This window comes from Kribbella sp. NPDC026611 (assembly GCF_040638345.1).
Taxonomy (GTDB): domain Bacteria; phylum Actinomycetota; class Actinomycetes; order Propionibacteriales; family Kribbellaceae; genus Kribbella.
In genome coordinates, this window is sequence record NZ_JBEZYC010000008.1 from 311,676 (window position 1) to 335,444 (window position 23,769).

At 68.6% G+C, this 23,769-nt stretch carries 24 protein-coding genes; 12 read left to right on the forward strand and 12 right to left on the reverse strand.

Going from position 1 to position 23,769, the window contains the following annotated elements; genetic code table 11:
- The 4 genes from AB0E69_RS30825 to AB0E69_RS30840 are packed head-to-tail and all read right to left on the reverse strand — an operon-like array spanning nt 1 to nt 3,884.
- Nucleotides 1–813, reverse strand: a complete 813-nt coding sequence (locus AB0E69_RS30825) for a carbohydrate ABC transporter permease (RefSeq protein ID WP_360153956.1) — start codon at nt 811–813, stop codon at nt 1–3.
- Nucleotides 810–1,733 (reverse strand): sugar ABC transporter permease, encoded by a 924-nt coding sequence (locus tag AB0E69_RS30830; protein ID WP_360153959.1) that lies wholly within the window; start codon nt 1,731–1,733, stop codon nt 810–812. Before AB0E69_RS30830 ends, AB0E69_RS30825 begins: the two co-directional genes overlap by 4 nt.
- Nucleotides 1,733–3,040 (reverse strand): ABC transporter substrate-binding protein, encoded by a 1,308-nt coding sequence (locus AB0E69_RS30835; protein ID WP_360153962.1) that lies wholly within the window; start codon nt 3,038–3,040, stop codon nt 1,733–1,735. Before AB0E69_RS30835 ends, AB0E69_RS30830 begins: the two co-directional genes overlap by 1 nt.
- 34 nt (nt 3,041–3,074) lie before the next feature.
- Nucleotides 3,075–3,884, reverse strand: coding sequence for an endo alpha-1,4 polygalactosaminidase (locus AB0E69_RS30840; protein ID WP_360153965.1), 810 nt, complete (start codon nt 3,882–3,884; stop codon nt 3,075–3,077).
- 289 nt (nt 3,885–4,173) lie between these two features.
- Here AB0E69_RS30840 and AB0E69_RS30845 point away from each other — a divergent pair, with 289 nt between their 5' ends.
- Genes AB0E69_RS30845 through AB0E69_RS30870 form a run of 6 tightly spaced genes read left to right on the forward strand, consistent with a single transcriptional unit; the run spans nt 4,174 to nt 11,231 of the window.
- Nucleotides 4,174–5,190, forward strand: a complete 1,017-nt coding sequence (locus AB0E69_RS30845) for a LacI family DNA-binding transcriptional regulator (protein WP_360153968.1) — start codon at nt 4,174–4,176, stop codon at nt 5,188–5,190.
- Between the two features lie 14 nt (nt 5,191–5,204).
- Nucleotides 5,205–6,470, forward strand: a complete 1,266-nt coding sequence (locus AB0E69_RS30850) for a sugar ABC transporter substrate-binding protein (protein WP_360153971.1) — start codon at nt 5,205–5,207, stop codon at nt 6,468–6,470.
- Nucleotides 6,467–7,345, forward strand: a complete 879-nt coding sequence (locus tag AB0E69_RS30855; RefSeq protein ID WP_360153974.1) for a sugar ABC transporter permease — start codon at nt 6,467–6,469, stop codon at nt 7,343–7,345. The genes AB0E69_RS30850 and AB0E69_RS30855 overlap by 4 nt, the downstream gene beginning before the upstream one ends.
- 1 nt (nt 7,346) lies before the next feature.
- Complete coding sequence (locus AB0E69_RS30860) at nt 7,347–8,165, forward strand: carbohydrate ABC transporter permease (RefSeq protein ID WP_360153977.1); 819 nt, start codon at nt 7,347–7,349, stop codon at nt 8,163–8,165.
- A gap of 16 nt (nt 8,166–8,181) precedes the next feature.
- Nucleotides 8,182–9,240, forward strand: a complete 1,059-nt coding sequence (locus tag AB0E69_RS30865) for a glycosidase (protein WP_360153980.1) — start codon at nt 8,182–8,184, stop codon at nt 9,238–9,240.
- A gap of 44 nt (nt 9,241–9,284) precedes the next feature.
- Entirely contained in the window at nt 9,285–11,231 is a 1,947-nt protein-coding gene (locus AB0E69_RS30870; RefSeq protein WP_360153983.1) for a hypothetical protein, read from the forward strand.
- Here AB0E69_RS30870 and AB0E69_RS30875 read toward each other — a convergent pair.
- The 5 genes from AB0E69_RS30875 to AB0E69_RS30895 all read right to left on the reverse strand — a co-directional run bounded on the left by AB0E69_RS30875 (nt 11,212) and on the right by AB0E69_RS30895 (nt 16,026).
- Nucleotides 11,212–12,246 carry an aminoglycoside phosphotransferase gene (locus AB0E69_RS30875; RefSeq protein ID WP_360153986.1) on the reverse strand — a complete coding sequence of 345 codons (1,035 nt, stop codon included), beginning with the start codon at nt 12,244–12,246 and terminating at the stop codon, nt 11,212–11,214. The two genes, AB0E69_RS30870 and AB0E69_RS30875, sit on opposite strands and share 20 nt — an antisense overlap.
- A gap of 29 nt (nt 12,247–12,275) precedes the next feature.
- Nucleotides 12,276–12,983, reverse strand: coding sequence for a helix-turn-helix transcriptional regulator (locus AB0E69_RS30880; protein WP_360153989.1), 708 nt, complete (start codon nt 12,981–12,983; stop codon nt 12,276–12,278).
- A gap of 31 nt (nt 12,984–13,014) precedes the next feature.
- Complete coding sequence (locus AB0E69_RS30885; protein WP_360153992.1) at nt 13,015–13,965, reverse strand: VanW family protein; 951 nt, start codon at nt 13,963–13,965, stop codon at nt 13,015–13,017.
- 116 nt (nt 13,966–14,081) lie between these two features.
- Complete coding sequence (locus AB0E69_RS30890; protein ID WP_360153995.1) at nt 14,082–14,882, reverse strand: Rv3235 family protein; 801 nt, start codon at nt 14,880–14,882, stop codon at nt 14,082–14,084.
- Between the two features lies 1 nt (nt 14,883).
- Nucleotides 14,884–16,026: a LysM peptidoglycan-binding domain-containing protein gene (locus tag AB0E69_RS30895; RefSeq protein WP_360153998.1), complete on the reverse strand. Its 1,143-nt coding sequence runs from the start codon at nt 16,024–16,026 to the stop codon at nt 14,884–14,886.
- 139 nt (nt 16,027–16,165) lie between these two features.
- Here AB0E69_RS30895 and AB0E69_RS30900 point away from each other — a divergent pair, with 139 nt between their 5' ends.
- Nucleotides 16,166–16,711 (forward strand): hypothetical protein, encoded by a 546-nt coding sequence (locus AB0E69_RS30900; protein WP_360154001.1) that lies wholly within the window; start codon nt 16,166–16,168, stop codon nt 16,709–16,711.
- A gap of 23 nt (nt 16,712–16,734) precedes the next feature.
- On the opposite strand, the gene AB0E69_RS30905 is transcribed toward AB0E69_RS30900, so the two are convergent.
- Nucleotides 16,735–16,980 carry a helix-turn-helix domain-containing protein gene (locus AB0E69_RS30905; RefSeq protein WP_360154004.1) on the reverse strand — a complete coding sequence of 82 codons (246 nt, stop codon included), beginning with the start codon at nt 16,978–16,980 and terminating at the stop codon, nt 16,735–16,737.
- A gap of 169 nt (nt 16,981–17,149) precedes the next feature.
- Between AB0E69_RS30905 and AB0E69_RS30910 the strand changes: the two genes are divergently transcribed.
- The 5 genes from AB0E69_RS30910 (at nt 17,150) to AB0E69_RS30930 (ending at nt 21,946) form a co-directional block, all read left to right on the forward strand.
- Nucleotides 17,150–17,809, forward strand: coding sequence for an SAF domain-containing protein (locus AB0E69_RS30910; protein ID WP_360154007.1), 660 nt, complete (start codon nt 17,150–17,152; stop codon nt 17,807–17,809).
- The gene (locus tag AB0E69_RS30915; protein ID WP_360154010.1) at nt 17,809–19,086 is read left to right on the forward strand and encodes a P-loop NTPase; all 1,278 of its coding nucleotides are present in this window, start codon (nt 17,809–17,811) and stop codon (nt 19,084–19,086) included. The genes AB0E69_RS30910 and AB0E69_RS30915 overlap by 1 nt, the downstream gene beginning before the upstream one ends.
- Before the next feature lie 106 nt (nt 19,087–19,192).
- The gene (locus AB0E69_RS30920; RefSeq protein ID WP_360154013.1) at nt 19,193–19,981 is read left to right on the forward strand and encodes a DUF4097 family beta strand repeat-containing protein; all 789 of its coding nucleotides are present in this window, start codon (nt 19,193–19,195) and stop codon (nt 19,979–19,981) included.
- Nucleotides 19,982–20,048: 67 nt separating this feature from the next.
- Entirely contained in the window at nt 20,049–20,708 is a 660-nt protein-coding gene (locus AB0E69_RS30925) for an HAD family phosphatase (protein WP_360154016.1), read from the forward strand.
- A complete protein-coding gene (locus tag AB0E69_RS30930; protein WP_360154019.1) occupies nt 20,705–21,946 on the forward strand; it encodes a glycosyltransferase 87 family protein in 1,242 nt (413 codons plus the stop codon). Before AB0E69_RS30925 ends, AB0E69_RS30930 begins: the two co-directional genes overlap by 4 nt.
- Here AB0E69_RS30930 and AB0E69_RS30935 read toward each other — a convergent pair.
- A complete protein-coding gene (locus AB0E69_RS30935; RefSeq protein WP_360154022.1) occupies nt 21,907–23,232 on the reverse strand; it encodes a hypothetical protein in 1,326 nt (441 codons plus the stop codon). The two genes, AB0E69_RS30930 and AB0E69_RS30935, sit on opposite strands and share 40 nt — an antisense overlap.
- Nucleotides 23,229–23,729: a cupredoxin domain-containing protein gene (locus tag AB0E69_RS30940; protein WP_360154025.1), complete on the reverse strand. Its 501-nt coding sequence runs from the start codon at nt 23,727–23,729 to the stop codon at nt 23,229–23,231. Before AB0E69_RS30940 ends, AB0E69_RS30935 begins: the two co-directional genes overlap by 4 nt.
- Nucleotides 23,730–23,769: the final 40 nt, after the last annotated feature.

The window sequence follows — 23,769 nt, forward strand, 5'->3', positions numbered from 1 at the left end:
TCAGCCCTTGAGTCCGGTAGAGGCCAGCGAGCGGATGAACGCCTTCTGGGCAAGGAGGAAGCCGAGCAGGACCGGCAGCACGGTGATGACGTTGCCGGCCATCACGGCGGCCCACTGGGTGTGGTGCTGGCCCTGGAAGGTGGTCAGCCCGAGCTGGAGGGTGTACGTCGTGTCGGTGTTGATCGCGATCAGCGGCCAGGTCAGGTCGTTCCAGGTGGCGAGGAACGTCAGTACGGCGACCGTGCTCAATGCCGGCCGGGCCAGCGGCAGCACGATCGAGATCAGGATCCGCAGCCGCCCGCACCCGTCGATCCAGGCCGCCTCCTCGAGCTCGCGCGGCAGCGAGACGAAGAACTGCCGGAACAGGAACACCGACAGCGGTGTCACCAGCGACGGGACGATCAGCGCGCCGAGCGTGTCGATCAGCCCGAGATCCTTCATCACCAGGAACGTCGGGATCATCGTCAGCTGGAACGGGATCACCATCGTGGCGAGCATCAGCCCGAGCACGACCTTCGACCCGGCAAACCGGATCCGCGCGAACGCGTACCCGCCGAGCGTCCCGAGCACCAGGTTCGCGGTCACGGCGACCGCGGAGACGATGAACGAGTTCAGGAACCAGCGCGGAAACAGAGCGTTCCCCAGCACGTACTTGTACCCGCCGAGGTTGATCGCGTGCGGCCACAGCGCCGGTGGGAACCGGTTGATCTCCGCGTTGCTCATCACCGAGCTGACCAGCAGCCAGACCAATGGCAGCGCGAACAGCAACGCCAGCGGCGCGAGCACGAAATGCCAGGCGCTGAATCTCTTCATCGCGCCGCCGCCCTTCGCCGGTAGATCTGCAGGGCGACGCCAACGATCAGCAACCCGACCGCCAAGGTGTACGCCGCCGCCGCGCTGTAGCCGGCCGTGAACGCCTTGAACGCCTTCTCCCAGATGAAGTACACGATCACCGTGGTCGACCCGAGCGGTCCGCCCTTCGTGGTGACGAAGACCAGGTCGAACACCTGCAACGCGTTGATCGTCTGGAACAGCAGCAGGAAGACCGACACCGGCGTCAGCGTCGGCAGCGTGACATGACGCAGTACGCCCCAGCGGCCGGCGCCGTCGATCCGCGCCGCCTCGACCAGGTCGCTCGAAACCCCTTGCAGGCCGGCCAGGTAGACGATCACGCAGAACCCGGTCCCGCTCCACAAGGAGATCGCGACCAGCAGGTAGAGCGCTTGACCGGGATCGCTGAAGAAGCCCTGCCCAGGCAGCCCGACCTTGTGCAGCACCGAGTTCGCCACGCCGAACTCCGGGTCGAGCACGAACGAGAACAGCACGCCCTGCGCCGCCGCCGACACCACGAACGGCACGAACACCAGGGTTCGGTAGAGCCCGATCAACGCGATCTTCCGGTCCAGCGCGATCGCGATCGCCAGCCCGGCGACCACGCTCAGCGGCACGTAGAGAACCGTGTAGATCAACGTGTGCGCGACCGCCGACCCGAAGGCCGGGTCCTTCATCAGCGCCTGGTAGTTCGCCAGCCCGACCCACTCCGACGGCGAGACCAGATCGTTCACCTGGAACGACAGCAGCAACGACCACAGCACCGGTACGACGCTGAGCCCGAGGATGATCACCACGGACGGGCTGACGAACGCCCACCCGGTCGCACCCTCGCCACGCGCCCGCCGCTTGGCCGCCTTGCTCCGTGGGTCGAGGGTGAACGTCCCGACCACGCTGGCCATCAGTTCGGCACCGCCAGCACCTGGTTGCACTGGTCAACGGCCTGTTTCACCGCGTCGGCCGGGCTCTGCTTCCCGAGCAGCACAGCGGCGATCGCCTGCCCGAGGTGCTGCGAGATCTGCGGGTACTGCGGGATCGTCGGCCGCACCTTCGCGGTGTCGAGCGCCTGCACGAACACGTCCAGCCCGGTGGTCTCGCTCGAGTGCTTCTTCCAGGCCGGTAGGTCCGCGGTCGCCTTCGTGATCGGCAGGCTGCCGCCCTTCGTGTCCCACTGGATGTCCTGCGCGGGTTCGGCCAGCCACTTCACGAACTCGGTGGCCGCCTGCACCTTCGCCTTGCCGTTGTCGAACACGGTCCAGGTGTCCGGCCCGGAGATCGTCACCGGCTTCCCGGAGTACGACGGCAGCGGGACGACGCCGTAGTCGATCTTGTTGTCGTTGAGCTCGGGGAGCTGCCAGGGGCCGGTGGCAACCATCGCCATCCGGCCGCCGAGGAACACCTGGTAGAGCTGCTCGCTGCCCGGCTTCGGGTCGACGTACAGCGACTTGTCGGTGCGCAGCCGGTCGAGGGTCTGCAGCGCCTTCTCACCGACCTGGTCGAAGCCGACCTTCTTGCCGTCGCCGCTGACGACGTCGCCCCCGAGGTCCCAGATCATCGGCCAGATCCGCCAGACCGTGTCCTCGTCGCCGACGCCCGGCCAGCCGGTGCCGAAGATGCCCTTGGCCGGGTTGGTGAGCTGCTTCGACAGCGCGGTGAAGTCGTCCCAGGTCCAGCCCGGTTTCGGCGCCGGCACACCGGCCGCCGCGAACAGCTTCTTGTTCCAGACCACGCAGAGCGAGTCGAGCAAGGCCGGCGCGGCCCGGACCTTGCCCTTCACGCTGACCGCGTCCTTGGCGGCCGGCCAGTAGTCGTCGATCTTCAGTTGACCGGTGAGATCGGCGATCTTCGGGCTCTTGGTCAGGCTGGCGAGGTCCGACCCGAAGATGTACGCGATATCCGGGTAGGACCCCGCCGCCAAGCCGGCGGTGACCTTCTGCAGCATGCTGTCCGCGGTGACCCCGCCCCCGCCGCCGACCACCTTGATCTTCGGGTGGGCGGCGTTGAACGCAGTGATCAGGGCGTCGATCGCGGCCTTGCCGGTGTCGACCTGGCCGTGCCAGAGGTCGAGCGTGACCACGCCGTTCGGATCTGCGCCCTGGTCGTCGTTCTTGCCGCACGCGGCCAGCGAACCGGCGGCTGCGGCGGCTGCGGCGACAGCCGCGGCGCGCAGGACGTCGCGGCGGGACAGGGTACGAGCATGCTGAGACATGGCGGTCTCCAGTGCCGGGGGGATGAAGGAAGGGTCAGCAGGTCTTGCGGACGTACCCGGAGTCACCCGGGACGGAGACGTCCACGTCACGCTGCACGATCGTCAGCGTGCTGCCGTACTGCGAGCAGGCCGTAGTACGGCCCTTGTTCGTGTACTCGATCACGATCACGTTGTTGCCAAAGGCATCGACGTAGTCACCGCACTCGTTGTACTGGCCGCACTCCTCGGCGACCGCGAAGTCGAGGCCGACGGCCTGCCGGTCACCGGCCAGCTCGACGGTGTTCTTCTGCGCGATGGCCAGGCTCTTCGAGTGCGCGTGGGTGGCCAGCAGGGTCAGGTACCCCTTGGCCTGCGCGGCGGTGAGCAGATTCTTCGAGCGGGTGTAGCTGTCGTAGTTGTCCGGCTCGATCGCCTTGTAGCCCTTGGCGGCGCAGCCGTCGATCCAGCCGTTGACCTTGGCGGCGACGCGGTTCCGTTTGTCGGACGTCCGGACGTCGAGCAGGGCCTCGCCCCAGTCCTGGTCGATGACCACGTTGCCCTTGGCGTCGCGGAGCAGCAGGTCGGAGTCCCACTGACCCTCCTCGCCCGGCTGGACCTGGAAGGCGTTCACGTAGCAGATGTTGTAGAGGCCCGCGGCGGGGGCCGCGGTGCGGTCGCGGGTGACCACCTGGACGCCGGCGGGAGGCGTGTACGCGCCGCCGATCTGGTAGTCGAACTTGGCGTGCGTCGGCGGCAGCGTCACGGCCGCGTCGGCGGGGCTTCGGGTGAGCACGGAGGCGGAGGCGGTGACTGTGAGGGCGGCGGCCGCGGTGAGGACGACAAGGCGGCGAGAGAGTCTGGACACGATTGCTCCATCGGTCCCGGGGACGCGACCCCGCCTCGGGCCTCACCTGAGCCCTGGCGCCTGAAAACCGGACTTCGGGCCTGTGCCACTGGCTGGCCCGCTACCGGCTGGGTGCGTCACTGCCGACCCAGGGTAGACCCGGGCGCGCCGGTGCCGTCAAGCACTTGGCTGCAAACGAGTGCGCGGAACTGGCCGGAGATTGCGGTACTGCGCAATCGAGCGAAGTCTTGACAGTGTGGGTTTTAACCGGTTTAGATGCTGGTTAAACCGGTTTAAATGGAGGATCTCCGTGAGCAAGCGGCCGACGATCGCAGATGTGGCGCAGCGTGCCGGGGTGTCCAAGGGCGCGGTCTCGTTCGCGCTGAACGGACGGCCCGGGCTGGCGCAGGCGACTGTCGACAAGATCCTCGCGGCCGCCGACGAGCTCGGCTGGCGGCCGAGCAACCGGGCTCGGTCGCTGTCGGTCTCGAAGGCGTTCGCCCTCGGTCTGGTGATTACCCGGGACCCGGCCGTGCTGTCGTCGGACCCGTTCTTCCCGGCCTTCATCGCCGGGGTCGAGAGCGTGCTCTCCACGCGCGGACAGGCCCTGGTCCTACAGGTCGTGACCGCGGGGGAGTCCGAGGAGGACGGTTACCGGCGGCTCGCCGGCGACGGGCGGGTCGACGGCGTGCTGCTGTCCGACCTCCGGCACGACGACCCGCGGATCGATCTGCTGGTCGAGCTCGGCCTGCCCGCTGTCACGCTGAACCGGCCGGACGGTACGTCGCCGTTCCCGGCCGTCACGTTGGACGACCGCCCGGGGACCCGGGCCGTGGTCGAGCACCTGCTCGAGCTCGGGCACACCCGGATCGCGCATGTCGCTGGTCCGTCCGCATTCGTCCACGCCACCGCTCGGTCGACAGCTCTCGTCGAGACCTTGGCGGCCGCCGGTCTGGAGCCGGCCGCGGTCGAGGTCGGTGACTTCACCGCGGCCGGCGGGATCGCGGCCACCCGGCGGCTGCTCGCGCTGCCGAAGCCGCCGACCGCGATCGTCTACGCCAACGACCGGATGGCGATCGCCGGTCTCGGCGCGGCGCAGGCGGCCGGCCTGACCGTGCCGGACGACCTGAGCGTGGCGGGCTTCGACGACAGCGAGCTCGCCGAGTACGTGCATCCCGGCCTGACCACGGTCCGCGCCGACCCGTTCCGCTTCGGCGAGGCGGCGGCCCAGACCCTCAACCGGGTCGTCGACGGCGAGTCCGACGTACCCGATGTCGAGCTGCCCCCCGCGCAACTCGTCGTCCGACGCTCGACCGGCCCTGTGTAACTGGAGGAATTCCCATGAAGGTGCAAGCTGGACTCTTGGCCCTGGTGCTGACCGGGTCGCTCGTTGCGTGTGGTGGTAGCGGCGGCTCTGGTGATGCCGACGCCGCCGCGAAGGCGCGTGGGCCGATCTCGATCTGGTACTCGAACAACGCCGAGGAAGTGGCCTGGGGCAAGCAGATGGTCGCGGCCTGGAACGCGGAGCATGCCGATCAGAAGATCACCGCGCAGGAGATCCCGACCGGGAAGTCGTCCGAGGAAGTCATCGGCGCGGCGATCACGGCCGGCAACGCGCCGTGCCTGATCTTCAACACGTCGCCGGCGTCGGTGTCACAGTTCCAGAAGCAGGGTGGTCTGGTGCCGCTGGACGCGTCGTACATCGAGGACCGGTCGGGTGACGTGGCGAAGCAGTACAAGTCGCCGGACGGCAAGTACTACCAACTGCCGTGGAAGTCGAACCCGGTGATGATCTTCTACAGCAAGAAGGCGTTCGCGAAGGCCGGCATCGCGACTCCGCAGCTGACGACGTACGACGACTTCCTGACGGCGTCCAAGAAGGTGGTCGCGGCGAAGGCGGCGAAGTTCGCGATCTACCCGGCGCCGAGCAACGAGTTCTACCAGTCCTGGTTCGACTTCTACCCGCTGTACGCGGCCGAGAGCGGCGGCAAGCAGTTGGTTGCCGATGGCAAGGCGACGTTCAACTCCGACGAGGGGAAGTGGGTCGCGCAGTTCTGGCGGACGATGTACGCCGACAAGCTGGCGTCGCCGGAGAAGTACACCGGTGACGCGTTCGTGGACGGCACCGCCGCGATGGCGGTCGTGGGTCCGTGGGCGATCGCGACGTACAAGGGGAAGGTCGACTGGGGCGTCGTACCGGTGCCGACCTCGTCGGGCAAGCCGGCGTCGGAGATCCACACCTTCAGCGACGCGAAGAACGTCGCGATGTACTCCGCCTGCAAGAACCGTGGGACCGCCGCGGACGTGCTGAAGTTCGCGACGAGCAAGGATCAGGACGGCAAGTTCCTGCAGCTGACCGGGCAGATGCCGCTGCGCAAGGACGTCGCGGGCACGTACCCCGACTACTTCGCCAAGAACCCGGACTACAAGGTGTTCGCCGACCAGGCCTCCCGCACGGTCGAGGTGCCGAACGTGCCGAACTCGATCACGATCTGGCAGACGTTCCGGGACGCCTACTCCAAGTCCGTCATCTTCGGCCAGCAGGATCCGGGCGCTGCCCTGGACGGGGCCGCGCAGAAGATTGACGAGCTCGTCAAGCAGTCATGAGGAAGCTCCTCGGCGATCATCCGGTGGGCACGGCGTTCGTCACGCCGTACGTCGTGTTCCTGCTGGCGGTCTTCGCGTACCCGCTCGGCTTCGCGGTCTACATGTCGTTCCACGACTACTTCTTCGCGGCGCCCGGGGCGATCGTGGACCGGCCGTTCGTCGGGTTCGACAACTACGTGACGGTGTTGTCGGATCCGGCGGTACGGCGGGCCTTCGGGAACGTGCTGGTCTTCCTGGTGATCAACGTCCCGCTGACCGTCGTCCTGTCGATCGGCCTGGCCACGGCGCTGAACGCGGCGATCCGCTGGCGCACGTTCTTCCGGGTCAGCTACTACGTGCCTTATGTGACCGCCAGCGTGGCTGTTGTCGGCGTCTGGCTGTTCCTCTTCAACTCCAACGGCTTGGTCAACTCAGTCCTCGGTCCGCTCGCACCGGACCCGTCCTGGTTGGTGAACTCGTCGTTGGCCATGCCTACGGTCGCGATCTATGTCACCTGGAAACAGCTCGGCTTCTTCATCCTGCTGTACCTCGCGGCGCTGCAGAATGTGTCGGGAGACTTGTACGAAGCGGCCGAGATGGACGGCGCCGGGCGCTGGCAACGCTTCCTGAACGTCACGGTCCCGGGCGTACGGCCGGCCACGACGTTGGTGGTACTGCTGGCGACGGTCACGGGTGCGAACCTCTTCACCGAGCCCTACCTGCTGACCGGGGGTGGTGGTCCGGACGGAGCATCCGCGTCACCGGTACTGATCATGTATCAACGCGGGATCGAGCAAGGAAACCCGGACGTGGGATCGGCGATCGGGGTGTTGCTCGTCATCGGCGTGCTGCTGCTCGCGCTGGTCGAACGCCGCTTCGTGGGGAGGGAGGACTGAGATGAAGCTCAAGTTCGTCGCGCTGCTGATCGGGGCCTTCGTGTTCCTGTTTCCCTTCTACTACATGCTGATCGGCTCGCTGCAGGCCGAACCGGATCCGTCGGTCGGCGGGGCGTTCCCGTCGCCGGGGAACCTGACGCTGCACAACTACCGCGAGATCAACACGTCGATCCATCTCGGGCGGTCGCTGATCAACTCCGGGATCTTCACCGGTGGGGTGATTCTCGGCACGCTGGTGTTCGGGGTGCTCGCCGGGTACGCGCTGGCGCGGTTGCAGTTCCGCGGGCGTGGGCTGGTGTTCAACCTGATGCTGCTGATCCAGGTCGTGCCGTTCCAGCTCCTGACGATTCCGCTGTACGTGCTGATCGTGCGCAGCTACGGGCTCGCCGATTCGTATCTCGGGATGATCCTGCCGTTCGCGATCAACTCGACCGCGGTGTTCGTGTTCCGGCAGTACTTCCTGCAGTTGCCGGCCGAGCTGTTCGACGCGGCCCGGATCGACGGTGCGTCGGAGCTCAGCATCCTGTGGCGGGTCGCCGTACCGCTCGTGCGGCCGGCGTTGCTGACCGGCGTACTGCTGACGTTCATCGGGCCGTGGAACGAGTTCTTGTGGCCGTTCCTGATCACCAAACAGCAGGATCTGCAGCCGTTGGCAGTGTCGTTGTCGAACTATTTGACGACGGTGTCGGCGCGGGCCGCGAACCCGTTCGGTGCGGTGCTCGCCGGGGCCTGTGTGCTGGCGGCGCCCGCCGTGACCTTGTTCATCATCTTCCAGCGCCGGTTCATCTCGACGAACCTGTCGTCCGGCGTCAAAGGCTAGCTTCGAAAGGCTTCTCGTGACTGTTCCTTACACCCTCACCCGTGTCGGCGTGCTGATGACCGCCGAGCCGGGCAACTCGCTGGAGGCCGAGGGCGTGCTGAACCCGGCCACCGGGCACACGCCGGACGGACAGCTCTATCTGCTGCCCCGGCTGGTTGCTAAGGGCAACGTGTCGCGCGTGGGCCTGGCCCGGGTCGAGCTGAAGGACGGCGTACCGGTCGGCGTCGAGCGGGAAAGCGTCGTCCTGGCCCCGGACGAAGGCTGGGAGCGAGGCAAGAACAATGCCGGCGTCGAGGACCCGCGCGTGACCTTCATCCCGTCGCTGGGGCTGCACGTGATGACGTACGTCGCGTACGGTCCGCTGGGTCCCAAGCCGGCCCTCGCTGTTTCCTCGGATCTGCGCAACTGGCGTCGACTCGGGCCGCTGCATTTCGAGTACCAGGCTTCGTTGGACACGGATCTCAACCTGTTTCCGAACAAGGACACGGTGTTCTTTCCGGAGCCGGTGCCGGGTCCCGACGGCGAGCCGTCGTACGCGATGCTGCACCGGCCGATGTGGGATCTGGGGTGGTTCCGGGAGGGCGAGGGCGTGCACCTGCCGGCCGGGGTGACGGATGACCGGCCGGGGATCTGGGTGTCGTTCGTGCCGGTCTCGGCGGTCGAGACCGACCTGAGGAACCTGGTGCACCTGCGCAACCACCGGCTGGTGGCGATGTCGGAGTACCCGTTCGAGGAGCTCAAGATCGGCGCCGGACCCGCGCCGCTGCGAGTCCCCGAAGGCTGGCTGGTCCTGCACCACGGCGTCACCGGCGAACAGCCCCAGGGCTTCGACCCCACGACGCAAAAGGTCCGGTACGCCGCCGGCGCGCTGCTGCTCGATGCGTCCGACGTCACCCGCGTCCTCGACCGCACCGCCGAGCCCCTCCTGGTCCCCGAGACCGACGAGGAGAAGATCGGCACCGTCGGCAACGTCGTCTTCCCCACCGCGATCGAAACCGTCAACGGCACCCCGTACGTCTTCTACGGCATGGCCGACACCGCCATCGGCGTCGCCAGATTGGACCGCCTCCCATGAATCCCACCAGCCGAACCGTCCTCGGCTTTGCCGGATCGCCTGCTATGACACCCACCCGCCGCACGGTCCTCGGCGCGTTCGCCGCGAGCACACTGCCCGTGGCGAGCGCGCTCCCAGCCACCGCCTCACCAGGCGAGCGAAGCGAAGCCGGGCGGGCCGCGACCACCGGGACCGGCCGCCTCTCCAACCTCGGCCACCTGGATTTCCTACGGTCCTGGGTCACGCCTCCCAGGACTGCTGGTCACACCACGTTCGGCGAAGGTCCGCTGGGTGTCCTCTGGACGTATGCGGACCGCCAACCAGACGGCTCCTACAAACGCATCGGTGGCGGCACCTACGACCCAGCCACGAACACCTACGGCCAGGGTGCGTACAACGCCGACGACATCGGGCGGGCGACCGTCGTATACATCCGGCACTGGAAACAGTTCGGCGCCGCCAGTTCGCGCGACGCCGCCCACGGACTCCTCCGCGGGTTGACGTTTCTCCAGTCCACCAACGGCAACGTCGTCCTCTGGATGCAACCCGACGGCACCCTCAACCCCAGCGCCGACCCGGTCGAGCTTCCCGACCCGTCCGACTCCGGCCCGTCCTACTGGCTGGCAAGAACCGTCTGGGCACTAGGGGAGGGGTACGCCGCCTTCCGTAACACCGACCGCGCCTTCGCCGGCTTCCTCCGCGAACGCCTCGAGCTGGCGATCGCCGCCCTCGACCGCCAGGTCCTCGTCAACTACGGCAAGTACAACGTCGTCGACGGCCGCCGCCTCCCCGCCTGGCTGATCGTCAACGGCGCCGACGCCACCGCCGAAGCCGTGCTCGGGCTGTCTGCCTACGTAGCGGCGGGCGGCTCACCGCGAGCCCGCACGGCTCTCGCCCGGTTCGCCGAGGGCATCGCGGACATGGCCGCGGGCACGACCCGCACTTGGCCCTTCCGCGCACTGATGCCCTGGGCCGAGTCGATCTCCGACTGGCACGCCTGGGCCGCCCAAATGCCCACCGCCCTCGCCGCTGCCTCTGCAGCACTCAACAACCGCAGGCTGCTTGACCCCGCCGTCGGCGACACCGCCGGATTCACCCCGCTCCTGCTCACCGCCGGCGGCCCGGACAACGGCTGGCTCCCGGTCCCGATCGACCGCACCCAGATCGCGTACGGCGTCGACGCCCGCCTGCAGGCCCTCCTCGCCGTCAACCGCCCCGGCCCGAAGCAGGTCGCCGCATTTGTCGCCGCTTGGTACTTCGGCGCCAACCGCGCCGGCACCCCGATGTACGACCCAGCCACCGGTCGCACGTACGACGGCGTCTCCGGTGACGGCGTCGTCAACCGCAACTCCGGCGCCGAGTCCACCATCCACGGCCAGCTCTCCATGCTCGCTCTTGACGCACACCCGGAGGTCGCCCGCCTGACCGGCACTCCGACGTACAACGGCCTGCGCACAGTCGAGGCCGAGACCGCTACCGGCGGACAGGTCGTCACGCCGCCTTCTGCGTGGACCGGCGAGTCCCAGTGGAGCAACGGCGCGTACCTGTCCCTCTCCACCACTGCCACGTGGACCCTGCCTCCAGCACAGCAGCCCCGCCTGGTCCTACCGGTTGTCAACCTCGTCGACACGGCCCCGCCACGGACGAGCTGGACCACAGGCTCTCGCGCCCTCGGCACCATCACCCACGTGTGCGGTCCGCAGGGCATCTCTGCTGCGCCCGGCGCGCTCCAGCCACTCACGCTCCCGCACCTCCTCCCAGCAGGCGCGACCGAGCTCACCGCAACCGCCTCTGGTACGGCGCAGCTCGACGCGCTCCTGCTGCTCCCGACGATCAGCAGCCTCCGCATCGCCAACGCCGTACTCCTCGTCAGCGTCGACACCCAGCCGCGCACGGTGAGCCTGCCTGGTCGCGTCGCCTACTCCTACACGGCGTACGGCGAGCTGTACGCGCACGGCAGCCCGGCGCGTACCGTCGTACCGCCGGGCGGGTTCACCGTGGTGCTCGGGTGAGCGCCTCCGCACACCAGTTGGCGACGAAGGCGAGCGCCTGACCGCGCTGGCGGAACAGGTGCTGGCTATTGGCCTGCTGGTGGTACGCGTTGTGGTTGGTGTCCGCAGCGCGACCCAGCAGGCCGGGGAGCAGCCACGCGTACTTGACCCCCGACGCGGCGACCGCCAGCCGGACATCGTCGGGATTGCCGTGCCAGCCGGCCTCGTGAAGCCCGTCGAGGTAGTTGGCCACGCAGGTCTCGGCGAGCTCGGGCAGCCGCTCGGCCGGCCAGAACAGGTCGAAGACGGCGTCCGGGATGTGGTTGCCGATGTCCTCGCCCAGCGCGCCGTCGCCGGTGAACGCCCAGTCGAACAGCGCGAGCTCGCCGGTCGGGCGCTGGACCACGTTGGAGACCCAGAAGTCGAGGTGGCAGCGAGCGCGGGGGAGGGCTGCGACCAGGTCGAGCAGGCGGTCGCGGTTGGCGAGCAGGTGGGTCCAGCCCTCACGGAGCCCGGCCGGCCAGGTCTCCGCGATCAGGGGTTGTTGCCAGGCCATGTCGTCGTCCAGCAAGTGCCAAGGGACCTCGCGGCTGGTCGAGTAGTCGCGAAGGAACCCGATGGAGGTCCAGTCGCGTTCGCCGGCCGGGCGGGCCTGCCAGCGACCCCATGCGCGTGCCAGCGCTGCATGCTCGGCCAGGCTGAACTGCGTACCGGGGGTGCCGCCGATGTCTTCCATCAGCAGTACGGCGCCGTCCGCGTGCTCCTCGACGTCGGCGTTGGGCAGGACGAGACCGGCGTCAGCCAGGTGCCCGCGCAGGTCGTCGTCCCGGTAGACCTCGAGCTCGCGCCGCCAGTAGTTCCAGTGCCGCGGGTCGGTCGTGGCGGCCCAGGGACCACTCTGCGGCTCGCTCGGCCGGCGAAGTTCCTTGCGTACGGCGCTGCGTCCGTCGCCGTACGTGATGCGCTCGACGGTGGCGGTCACTGCGTTGAGCGGGTTGTGCCGCAGCGTCGTCGCCGTACTGATCTCGCCCGTCATGAACAGCAATGCTGACACGCCGGCGTCGGTCAGCCCAGCAGAATCCGCGGTGGAAGACCCGTCAGCGCCTTCACGTCCCGGGTGAAGTGCGCCTGGTCGGCGTATCCGGTGCGCACGGCAACGTCCGCCAGCGCCAGCCCGGTCCGCGCCTGGTCCAGCGCGACATTCATCCACAACACCCGGTCCAGCAACTTCGGCCCGTACCCGAACGCATCCAGGCACCGCCGATGCAGCTGCCGCTCGCTCAGGCCGAGCGCAGCGGCGAGGCGGGACACGCCGGCGACCTTCCGTAGCCGACCGGCACGGACGCTGCGCAGTACTTGGGAAACCAGCCCGTCCGACGGGTCCCCGACCAGGGTCGCAACCCCCAGGTCCAGCGCCTCGGCGCGATCCTCGGCGGTCAGGATCCGGTCGCGGAGTTTGCGGCTGCGGGTGGGCGACCAGAGGTCGGCAAGACGGACTCGCTGGTTGAGCAGGTCGCGGGCCGGTACGCCGAGGAACTCCGGCGCGGCACCCGGCGCGAAGCGGATGCCGGCGTACCGCGTCCCGCGCTCGGCGTTGCCCATCCACGCGTGACTGTCCGGACCTGCGACGTACAGGTCGTCGTGCATCAGCAGCAGGTCCATGCAGCCGTCGGGCAGGATCCGGTAGTCGCCGCCCTCGGCCTCACGCGTCCACAGGTCGGCGCCCGGGATCCGCGCGGGGCGCTCCCGGTACGGCGCGACAACCTCGATCACGTCTCCAGTCTGCTACGCCCCACCGACAGTTTCAGCTCCGCGGCGGGTACTGCTCGGGCGGGACGACGTCCAGGACCGGTACGTCGACCGGGACATACTTGACCAGGGCAACGTTCTCGCGGACCAGCTCGTCGCGGACCGGCGTACCCGTGCGGCGGTCGATCACCGTCCGCCAGATCTCGTTCCGCCGGAAGTAGTCCGCGCCGACGCGCAGGAACCGCTCACCCTTGGCGAACACCCGGTACGACGACTCGGCCGGGACGTCGGCCAGGATCTCGCCCTCGAGGTACCGCTCGCCGACGCCGACCTTGAGCTGGAAGGTTTGGTCGGTGTCGTTGCGGAACTGCAGGTCCACGTAGTTGTAGACGATGCTGCAGCCGACACCCCACGGCAGCACGCGGCCGTTGTCCGGGAACGGGTCGAAGCTGTGCGTCGACCGCTGCGTCACCGTCATCGGCGAGTGCAGGACCATCCAGTGCAGCAGGTTGGCGAGCTGGCAGATACCGCCGCCGATGCCGGGGCGCGCCTGGCCGTTCGACAGCCGCATGCCCTTCAGGTAGCCCTTGCGGCGGGTCGCGTTGCCGACCAGCTTGTTGAACGAGAACGTCTCGCCCGGGCGGATGATCAGCCCGTCGATCTGGGCGGCCGCGAGCCGCAGGTTCTTGACCTTGTTGTGCTGCATCCACATCTCGGTCTCACCGAGCTGACGCAGCAGGAGGGACTTGTGCCGCTTGATGCGCACCGGGAGGTCGTTCGGCTGCCGGGTGTGCGCGTACGGCGTGGCCGACCGCATCCACTCGAGTCGCTTGATGCCGCGGTGGTAGCGGATCGCCAGGGGGTACAGCAGCGGGAGGCGCTCGCTCAGCCGGCGACGGCGTACCGCAGGCAGCACCCGGGCGCGCTCCGCGTCGCTCAACTCCTCCACCCCGATTCGCCACGGGAGGGTGGTGGGCGCTGGGATGGTGATGGTGCTCTCGGACATTCGTTCCCCCGAAACGAGAAGGCTGGTATCGGATCGCGCTCAGTACGATGCCGCAGCTGTCAGTAAGGTTCGGCGCGGCTCCATTACGAACTGATGAATCCGACGTACGGCCGGGTTCATCCGAGCTCGAGCGCCGTACAGACCCAGCGGTTCCGGCGAATCTCCATCCGCAGCGCGATCGCCCGCGACCGCCCACCGTGCCGAACATGCGCCGCAACCTCCGCGACGTTGGGCGCCGGCTGACAAACCCGAACCGACCGCACGACAGTCCGCTCCTTCCCACTCCGCGTCACCGCAGTCGTGTTCAACCCCAGCAACCGCACCCGCCGATTCAACTCACTGAACACCGCCTCATCCGTAAACCGCACCAACTGAGAAACCGGCCGATCCCCCACCAACACCTCAGAAACCGCCAAAACCAACCGCCCACCCCACCCCCGAACCTCCGGCACCCGCACCCCAGAAGCAGCCCCAGGCTCCACCACCCTGAGCCGCCGCAGCTCGGGCTCCACCGCGGGAGCAGCACTGTCGTCACCACCCGCCACGACAACCAGCTCCGGTGTCTCGACGGCTTCCTCTTCGGCCGATTCATCAGCCGGAGCCGCCGGTGTCGCGGTGGCCTCCGGGGGTGTGGGGGATTGGGGTTGGAGGGTGGTGTAGGCGGCGAGGGTGGAGAGGGTGGTGGGGGTGGCGGTTACGCCTAGCCGGGTTATTGCGGTTAGGCGGAGGGCGAGGGCGTCCGTGGTCAGTTTGTCGGCGTGGTGGACGGTGGCGGGGACGGTGTGGTCGCCGGTGTGGAGGCGAGGGGTGGCTACGCCTACGAGTGCTACCAGGTCGTCCGGGGTGGCGGAGGTGCTGGGGGTTTGGTTTGTCCGGTGCTGGAGGTCGTCCGCACGGAGGTTCTGTGGCTGGCTCATGTCACTTCTCCTGTTGGTTCGGCAGAACGTGAGGACCGGCGGAAACGGGCGGAACTCTTAGCACCTGGCCGGGAAGAATCAGCTCGGGATCGGGCCCGATCAGCCGGCGGTTGACCGCGTACCAATCCGGCCACCGCGCCGCGATCTCCGCGTTCGAAGCCCCCGGCCCGAGCTCCCGCGCGGCAATCGCCCACAACGAGTCCCCCTCCCGCACCACAACCCGCCCCGGCACCCCGGACCGCAGATCCGTGTACCGCACCCCCGCCCCCTCAGCCGGCCGATCCGGCACCCCCACCCGCCGCCCCCGCCCACCCGGCCGGTCACCCACCCGCCCCCACCCACCCACGTCCCCAACCCGGCCATCAGTAGCCCTGCGGTTTCCGGTGGGGTCGTGCGAGGCCCGGTCGTCTGCAGCTGTCGGCGTGCGCTCGTCCGACAGTCCAGCAGTCCTGCGGGAGAAGGTGCGCCCGCCAGCGGTCTCCACCGAGGGCGTGGGCTGGTTGGCGAGGTGGATGGTGGACGGGGGCTCGGTGGAACGCCAGTCCGGCGTGCTGGATGAGGACGTGAGGTGGAGCGTCGACTGGGGCTCGGTGGCAGCCCACTTGGTGTCGCGGGCCCCGGCAGAAGGCCGGGCGGTGGTGCGGGGGTGGGCGGAGGACCCGGTGGGGTTGTTGGGGTGGGCGAGAGAACCTGCGGAGTTGTCGGGGCGGGGCGACGGCGTCCCGGCTGAGTCGTGGGGGCTGGGGGCGGCTAGGTGGAGGGTGGATGGGGGTTCGGTGGTGCGGTAGGTGGGGGTTGAGGGGTTGGGGGTGGCGTGGGCTGCGGTGACTGTTAGGGGGGTGACTGCGGCTACTCCGATGGAGGAGCGGAGGAGGGTTTGGGCGGTTTGGGTGGTGATTCGGCTGGCTAGGGCGCCGGCTAGAGCGCCTAGGGCGCCTGGGAGTTGTTCGAGGACTGTCACCGCGACGGCCAGGGTCAGCCAGGTGTAGGCGATCCACGCGACTGTGCCGACCGCCAGGACCGTCATCGAGTCCAGGTCGTACGTCTTCAGGCCGCTGATCGAACCCGCCGTCATCCAGCGCAGCAGGCAGCCGAGCGCGACCAGCGCCAGACCCGCGACCCCGCCTTTCACTACCCGAGTCATCTGGTTAACCCTCGATCTATGAGTTTGCTTGAGTTTGCCTTGGCTTGATCACTATAGACTGGCAATGGTCGCGTTTAGCAAGTCTTTGGCCCACGCAGAGTCACCACCGCGGCCTGCGGGACCCGGTAGGTTCGCGGGCATGCGATGGGATGCGTTGTTCGCGGACCTCGAGTCGCAGTTCGAGGCGCTGCAGGACGGTGACCTGTACGGCGAGGTCGCCGACCGGATGCGCGCCGAGGTCGGGAAGATCACTGTCCTGGACCGCCTCCGCGGTGCCGTCGACACCGTCGTACGCGTCGAGCTGAGCGACGCCGACCCGGTCCGCGGCACGCTCACGCGGGTCGGGAAGGACTGCCTGCTGATCGAGACCGAGCGCTACGAGGAGTGGCTGATCCCGGCCGCCGCGCTCGTCGCAGTACACCAACTAGGCCCGTGGGCCGAGCCGGCCGGAGCCGTTGAGGGCAAGCTCGGCCTGGCCCACCTGCTCCGCGGCATCGCGCGCGACCGCTCACCGGTCACGCTGTTCTGCGCCGGCGGCACTCCCGTCACCGGCACCATCGACCGCGTGGGCGCCGACTTCCTGGAGCTGGCCGAGCACCCGCTCGACGCGCCCCGCCGCCGCACCGAGGTCTACAACGTCCGCCTGGTCCCCACCCAGGCCCTCAAAGCCCTCCGCCGCCGCTGATCAGAGCCCAAGCAACGGGCCACCTAGTGCGCCTCGTCCGCGACCTCGGCCTCGTCGCCGAAGGGATGGGTGTCGATGAACTGCTTCGTCTCCGTGTAGAGCCGCTCGATGTACTTCTCCAGCTCGGTCGACTCGACCCGCCACTGACCGCGGCCGCCGATCTTGACCGCCGGGATGTCGCCACGCCGGACCAAGGCGTACACCTGGTTCGCGGAGATGTTGAGCACCTCGGCGACATCGGCGAGCTGGAGGAATCGGGGAGTCGGCATCCGTCCTGCTCCTTCACGTAGTGGCTGGTTCCTGCAGTTTGCCATGGTTGACGACCGGACGACCGCGTTTGTCCCCAATCCTCACCCCCTGTGGATGACCGAGCACACCGCGCTCCCGAACCAGGCAGAATGACGCAAGCGAGGTCGAGGACAACTGGGGAGTCGAGCCGTGGTCGAGACAGCAGTGCGAAGCGGGTTCGGAGCGCCGTCCGCCCCGGCCCAGCGCAACCGGAAGGCGCGGTGGAAGGACGGCCGCCTGGTCCTCGGCGTTCTGCTGGTCGCCATCACCGCCCTGGCCGGAGCCAAGATCCTCAGCGCCGCCGACGACACCACCACGATTTGGGCCGCGAAGCACGACCTCACCCCAGGCACGTCCCTGACCGCCGCCGATCTCACCACCGTCCGCGTCCGCTTCACCAGCAGCAACGACGCGAGCCGGTACGTTGCAGCCGACGCCGACCTGAAGGGCCTGATCGTCGCCCGCCCGATCGACGCCGGCGAGTTCGTACCCAAGGACGCCGCCACCTCTCAGGCCAACCGCGACCGCACCGAGCTCCCGCTCTCGGTGGCGACCGGCCGCCTCCCGTCCGACACCGCCAACGGCGACACCGTGGACATCTGGGTGGTGCCGAAGGACGCAGGTCAGAAGGCCACCCTCTGGTGGAGCGACGTCAAGGTCCTCCAGATCGACTCCGTCAAAGGCGTCTCGGGCGGCACAGCCCGCAGACAGGTCCTGGTCGGCCTGACCAAGGACGACCTGACCCGGCTCCCGGCCGCCCTCACCGCGATGAGCACCGGCGAGCCGACCCTGGTCCGGAAGGCCGGCTGATGTCGACGCCCATCCTCCTCGCCATCACCGGCGCGCCGTGGGAAGCAGACGTCGTACGCCGGACCGAGCGCGCCGCCGGCATCCGAGTCGTACGGCGCTGTGTCGACATCGCCGACGTGATGGCGGCCGCCGCGAGCGGACAGGCCCGCGCCGTCGTCATCGCAGATGCCCTACCCCGCCTCTCCTCCGACGCCGTCGCCGCACTGCACGCCCGCGGCATCGTCGTCCTCGCCATGGTCGACCCGACCGAGAACGGCGCTCCCTTCGGTGCCGAGGACAGGCTCAGCCGGATGGGCATCGAGCGGATCCTGCCCGCCGACGTCAGCCCGGGCGACCTCGCCCGCGCCGTGACCGAGGCGGTCGAGTCCGGCCCGCCGATGGCGACGTCGTCCCACTTCGGCGGCGGCTTCGTACCGCTCACGCCGGAGACGGCGGCCAACCCGCGGCCGACCTATCCACAGGGGAGTGGGCGGCTGATCGCGGTCTGGGGCCCGACCGGGGCACCCGGCCGGACGACGGTCGCGGTCAACCTAGCCTGGGAGCTCGCCGCGAAGGGCACCCCGACCATGCTCGCCGACGCGGACGTGTACGGCGGCACCGTCGCGCAGATGCTCGGGATGCTCGACGAGACCTCCGGTCTGGCGGCGGCGGCGCGCTCGGCCTCGAACGGTTCGCTCGACATGATCATGCTCGCGAAGCACGCCCGGCAGATGGAGCCGCGCCTGCTGGTGCTGACCGGGTTGAGCCGTGCGGACCGCTGGACTGAGCTGCGACCGGCGGCCGTCGAGTCGATCTGGCAGACAGCAAGGACGCTCGCGCCGTTCACAGTGGCGGACGTCGGGTTCTGCATCGAGACCGACGAGGAGATCTCCTTCGACTCGCTCGCGCCACGCCGCAACGGCGCGACGGTGTCCACGCTCGAGGAGGCCGACGAGGTGATCGTCGTCGGTACGGCGGACCCGGTCGGCCTGACCCGCCTGATCCGGGCCGTCCACGAGATTCGCGCCGTCGTACCCTCCGTGAACCTTCGCGTCGTGGTGAACCGGGTCCGCTCCAGCGCGCTCGGCGGCTCGCCGGCCGAGGCCGCCAACGAGGCCCTGGCGCAGTACGCCGGCGTCGAGGTCGCCGCCCACCTCCCGTTCGACCAGAACGCTGTGGATGCGGCGATGTCCCACGGCCGCAGCCTCGGCGAGGCCGCCAGATCCAGCAAGCTCCGGAAGTCCATCCAGCAGTTGGCCGCGGCCGTGGCACACGACCTGGCCCCGGTTCCCGTCTGACCCCGGACTCAGGGTCAGGCCGGGGGTAAACCCCACCGACAGGTCCGCCCGGATGTGTCAGGGTGGAGAGGTCCCCACCAGTACGACCAGTACTTCAAGGAGCAGCATGTCCGAGGTCCAGGGCCGGTCGCCCGGCACGATGAGCAACGAGCGGCGGTACGGAATCGCGATCTCCGTCGCGCTCATCCTCGGCGGGCTGTACTGGGCGCTCACCGGGCTGAGCGACGGCGAGAAGAGCAGCGCCGACAACTACCCGGTGCAGGGCGACGCGCTGGTGATCAAGAACGGGTCGGCCGAGCTCGAGATCCGCGCGGGGGACGGCCCTGACATGCACGTCGAGCGGCAGTTCGAGCGGACCGCGCTCGGTCACGACCCGAAGGAGAAGTACGGCGACGGCAAGCTGGAGCTCAACTCCGGCGGCTGCGGTTTCCTCTGGTTCGGGTGCAAGACCAGCTACGTGCTGACCGTGCCGAAGGACCTGCGGCTGACGATCGAGAGCAGCAGCGGCGACGTGAACCTGTCCGGGATGCCCGCCGGCGCGACGATCAAGGCGAGCTCCGGCAGTATCGAGGTCCACGACGCCGGCGGTCCGCTGACGCTCGAGTCGAGCTCTGGAGACATCGATGCCGACGGCCTGACCGCGACCTCCGTGACCACGAAGAGCAGCTCCGGCAGCGTCGCGCTCGACTTCACCGTCGCCCCGCAGTCGGTCGATTCCAAGTCGAGCTCCGGTGACGTCTCGATCCGCATCCCGTCCGGCGACGAGTCGTACCAGGTCGACACCAAGACCTCCTCCGGCGAAGAGTCCGCGAACGTCAAGGTCGACCCGAGCAGCACCCGCACCCTGCACGCCAAAACCTCCAGCGGCGACGTCACCATCGAGTACAACCACTGACGCGACAGCACGTGGCCACGAGGGTGGGGACGGTGACCGGGATCCCGGTCTGAGTAGGCTTGCCGCCATGGCTGAGGTGCGCGCGGTACCGCGCGGGTTGCTGGTGGACTGGGGTGGCGTGCTGACCTCGGGCCTCGACGCGGCCCTGCGCAAGTGGGCCGAGCTCGACGACTTCGATTTCGACTCCTACCTCCAGGCAGTGCTCAAGTGGCTGCCCAGCGAGACCGCCGACACGGCCGAGCTCAACCCGGTCCACGCGCTCGAGCGCGGGCAGATCGCCGTACCGGACTTCGAGCGCAAGCTCGCCTCGATCCTGGTCCGCCGCGACGGTACGCCGGTGCCCGCCGACGGCCTGATCGAGCGGATGTTCGCCCATTTCGAGCACCAGCCGGACATGGCCGGACTGATCCGCCGGGCCAAGGCGACCGGGATCCGCACCGCGCTGCTGTCGAACTCGTGGGGCAACACCTACCCGCGCGACACCTGGCACGGCATGTTCGACGACATCGTCATCTCCGGCGAGGTCGGACTGCGCAAACCCGAGCCGGAGATCTTCCTGCTCGCCGCCCGCCGCCTCGACCTGAAGCCGGAGGACTGCGTGTTCATCGACGACCTGCAGCTCAACGTCGACGGCGCCCGGGCGGTCGGCATGACCGCGATCCTGCACACCGAGTACGACGAGACCCGGCGAGCGCTGGAGTCCCTGTTCGGAGCCGACCTGACGTGACCGTGACCACCCCTCCCTCCTCCCCAACCCTTCCGGCCGGCCGTCGCCGCGTCATCGTCGCCGTGGTCGCCTGCGCGGTCCTGGTCGCGATCGGCGCCTGGATCGGCAGCCTGTTCGGCGGCATGATCGACCTCCGCGTCTACCGGATGGGCGGCTCGGTCCTCCTGCACGGCGACTCGCTGTACGACGCCCACCTGGCCGGCTCCGGTCTCCCGTTCACGTACCCGCCGTTCGCCGCGATCGCGATGATCCCGCTGGCCGCCGTACCGTGGGCGGTCGCGCTGGTCGTCTGGACCACGATCTCGGTGCTCTGCATCACCGCGCTCTGGCGGACCAGCCTGCCGAAGACGTTCTGGAGTTTCGTCCACACCCGCAAGCGCACCGCGGTCCTGGTCGCGCTGACCGTCCTGTCGCTGCTGCTCGAGCCGGTCTGGCAGACCATCCAGTTCGGCCAGATCAACCTGTTGCTGACAGCAATGATCCTGCTGGACCTGGTCCGGCCCAACGACGCCCGCCTGCGCGGTTTCTGGCTCGGCGTGGCGATCGGCGTCAAGCTGACCCCGGTGCCGTTCCTGGCCCTGCTGCTGATCACCAAGCAGTGGCGCGCGCTGCGCAATGCCGTCTTCGGGCTGCTGGCAACGATGGCGATCGGCTTCGCGGTCGTCCCGCACCAGTCCTGGCGGTACTGGACCGACGTCATCCTGGACGCCAACCGCGTCGGCGGGATCGCCTACACCGGCAACCAGTCGTTCAACGGCTTCCTGCATCGGCTGGGCAACAACGCGGGCTGGGTCCAGCCGACCTGGTTCGTGCTGTCGGCCGTGTTCGGCCTGCTGGTGCTGTGGATCGCGCGCCGCTACTGGCTGGCCGACGAGCGCGTCACTGCGATCTCGGTGATGGCGCTGGCCGTGCTGTACGCGTCGCCGATCTCGTGGAGCCACCACTGGGTGTGGATCATCCCGCTCGGCGTCAGCCTGATCCGTGCCATCAACCGCGTCTGGGGCCTGAACCCCGCCGTCGTCACCGGTGTCCTCTTCTACGGCCTGTTCGTGCTGCGGTCGATCTGGTGGGTGCCGTACCGCGACGACCGCGAGCTGGGATGGTCCTTCTGGCAGTCCATCCCCGGCAACTCGCACCTGATCGTCGGCATGATCGCCTTCATCCTGCTGGCGGTCATGAGCTTCAAGCTGCCGAAGACTCAGGAAGAGAACAGCAGCAGCAAGCCACCGCAGGTGTAGGCGACCATCACCACGAGCAACGGCAGCTGACCCGCCAGTGCCTTCGCCCGTGGGAACAGCGCGACTGCCCGGTCGTGCGCCGAGGTGACGCCGAGCAGGTGGCCGACGACAACGGCGACCACCTGGGTCACCGCGATCGCCGTGCTGTGGTTGGTGATCCCGGTGTTTACCGCGAGTAGCCCGGTGCCGAAGATGTTCGCGCCGTTGCTCAGCGGGTCGCTCAGGTAGATCAGCGTCCGCTGGCCCTCGAGGATGAACAGCGTGAGGTAGTGCGCGACGACGTACCCGAAGGCGATCGGTACGACGGAGTGCGCGAACAGCCCGGGCAGCGACGTCCGCGAGCTGTCCGACAACCGGCCGGCAAGGACCGTGGCGCTGGAGTAGGTCACCAGCACGAAGAGGATGAACACGATCAGCGCGCCGGTGCCGAGCCACGTCATCGAGATGTCCTGGTTCTGCGCCCAGCCGATCCACGTCGACGAGTTCGAGAACCCGTCGTACGCCGTCGAGCCGAGCAGTGCTGCCACCATCCCGACCAGGCCCGGCTGCGGTTTGAGGCCGTCGAGGTTCTCGAGCGGACGGCGTACGACCAGCGAGCCGTCGGTACGGCGACCCCACGGCGACAGGCGCGACATCAGCGTCGCGTAGACCTCGAACGGGTCGCCCTGCGCGAACCAACGGTCGCCGAACAGGACCGCGCCGAAGAGCGTGATCACCACGTACAAAGCGATCCACGCCTGCAGGACGGGGATCGTCGCGCGGTCCGGTGCGACCAGCTCGAGCCAGGTGAACGCGAAGATTCCGAGCGCGGCCGGCCAGAGCCCGGCCCATCGCGGCAGCTCCAGTAGTCCCTTGGAAGGGGGCTGGCGGAGCAGTTTCGAGAGCAGTAGGTGAATCGTGCGCAGCGGGTTCAGCGTCCGCCAGACCGGGCCGAGCACGATCGAGATCGGTACCAGCCCGACCCAGACCAGGATGTAGATGAACCCGAAGATCGGGTTCGTCAGCCGGTCCACGCCGAAGATCAGCGACACCATCGCGTACAGGAAGATCGCCAGGCCGACCAGCCGGACCACCCAGCGGAACCAGCCCGCGTCGACCGTCCGGGTGATTGCGGCAGGCAACGGCTTGCCCGACAGGTTGCCCCGGTACTTCGGACTCCGCCAGGCGAGCCCGAGAACGACGAACGAGAGCGCGACCGCCACCGCCGCGCCCCCGACCGCCAGCCCAAACGGAACCGGCAGATCCTGCCGCCCACCAATCCCGTGCAGTGGGACTGGAATGATCACGAGACGACGAGCTTTGCGACCAGCTTGCCGCTCTTGTGGGTCTCGACCTCGAAGGTGCCCTTCATGTTCGCGGTGAACTTGACCGAGGTGGGCTTGCCCGGGCTCAGCTCCAGCTCCTTGTCGTAGCCGTGGATGTGCAGCTCGTCCTCGGCGTCGCTGACCGCGGTGACCAGGACGGTCTGCCCGGCCTTGACCTTGATGCTCGCGCCACTCGGGTTGACCTTGCCGTTGGCAACGGTGACGTTGATGGTCACGTCGGCCTGCTCACCCGAGGGGTCGGCGGTGTTCGACGGCGTGTCCGTCGGCTTCCCGGACGTCGGCGTCGAGGGCGCATCCGACGGTGTGGTCCCCGAGGTGGTCGACGGGGTCGAGGCCGGGCTGCTCGGCGACGGGGTGCTGCCGCTGCTGGAGTCGCCTCCACCACAGCCCGCCAGGACCAGCATGCCGAGGGTGGGCAGGAGAGCGGTGGCAGCACCGCGGGTAAGCGTCGAACGCATCGGTCCAGCAGCCTTTCGAGGGGTTCACGATCTTCTCGGG

Coding starts and splice junctions, on each gene's coding strand:
- AB0E69_RS30905 (WP_360154004.1), bottom strand. CDS start 16,980: ATGCCGACTCCCCGATTCCTCCAGCTCGCCGATGTCGCCGAGGTGCTC.
- AB0E69_RS30860 (WP_360153977.1), top strand. CDS start 7,347: ATGAAGCTCAAGTTCGTCGCGCTGCTGATCGGGGCCTTCGTGTTCCTG.
- AB0E69_RS30825 (WP_360153956.1), bottom strand. CDS start 813: ATGAAGAGATTCAGCGCCTGGCATTTCGTGCTCGCGCCGCTGGCGTTG.
- AB0E69_RS30875 (WP_360153986.1), bottom strand. CDS start 12,246: ATGACGGGCGAGATCAGTACGGCGACGACGCTGCGGCACAACCCGCTC.
- AB0E69_RS30925 (WP_360154016.1), top strand. CDS start 20,049: ATGGCTGAGGTGCGCGCGGTACCGCGCGGGTTGCTGGTGGACTGGGGT.
- AB0E69_RS30885 (WP_360153992.1), bottom strand. CDS start 13,965: ATGTCCGAGAGCACCATCACCATCCCAGCGCCCACCACCCTCCCGTGG.
- AB0E69_RS30835 (WP_360153962.1), bottom strand. CDS start 3,040: ATGTCTCAGCATGCTCGTACCCTGTCCCGCCGCGACGTCCTGCGCGCC.
- AB0E69_RS30915 (WP_360154010.1), top strand. CDS start 17,809: ATGTCGACGCCCATCCTCCTCGCCATCACCGGCGCGCCGTGGGAAGCA.
- AB0E69_RS30890 (WP_360153995.1), bottom strand. CDS start 14,882: ATGAGCCAGCCACAGAACCTCCGTGCGGACGACCTCCAGCACCGGACA.
- AB0E69_RS30900 (WP_360154001.1), top strand. CDS start 16,166: ATGCGATGGGATGCGTTGTTCGCGGACCTCGAGTCGCAGTTCGAGGCG.
- AB0E69_RS30850 (WP_360153971.1), top strand. CDS start 5,205: ATGAAGGTGCAAGCTGGACTCTTGGCCCTGGTGCTGACCGGGTCGCTC.
- AB0E69_RS30920 (WP_360154013.1), top strand. CDS start 19,193: ATGTCCGAGGTCCAGGGCCGGTCGCCCGGCACGATGAGCAACGAGCGG.
- AB0E69_RS30940 (WP_360154025.1), bottom strand. CDS start 23,729: ATGCGTTCGACGCTTACCCGCGGTGCTGCCACCGCTCTCCTGCCCACC.
- AB0E69_RS30870 (WP_360153983.1), top strand. CDS start 9,285: ATGACACCCACCCGCCGCACGGTCCTCGGCGCGTTCGCCGCGAGCACA.
- AB0E69_RS30895 (WP_360153998.1), bottom strand. CDS start 16,026: ATGACTCGGGTAGTGAAAGGCGGGGTCGCGGGTCTGGCGCTGGTCGCG.
- AB0E69_RS30830 (WP_360153959.1), bottom strand. CDS start 1,733: ATGGCCAGCGTGGTCGGGACGTTCACCCTCGACCCACGGAGCAAGGCG.
- AB0E69_RS30855 (WP_360153974.1), top strand. CDS start 6,467: ATGAGGAAGCTCCTCGGCGATCATCCGGTGGGCACGGCGTTCGTCACG.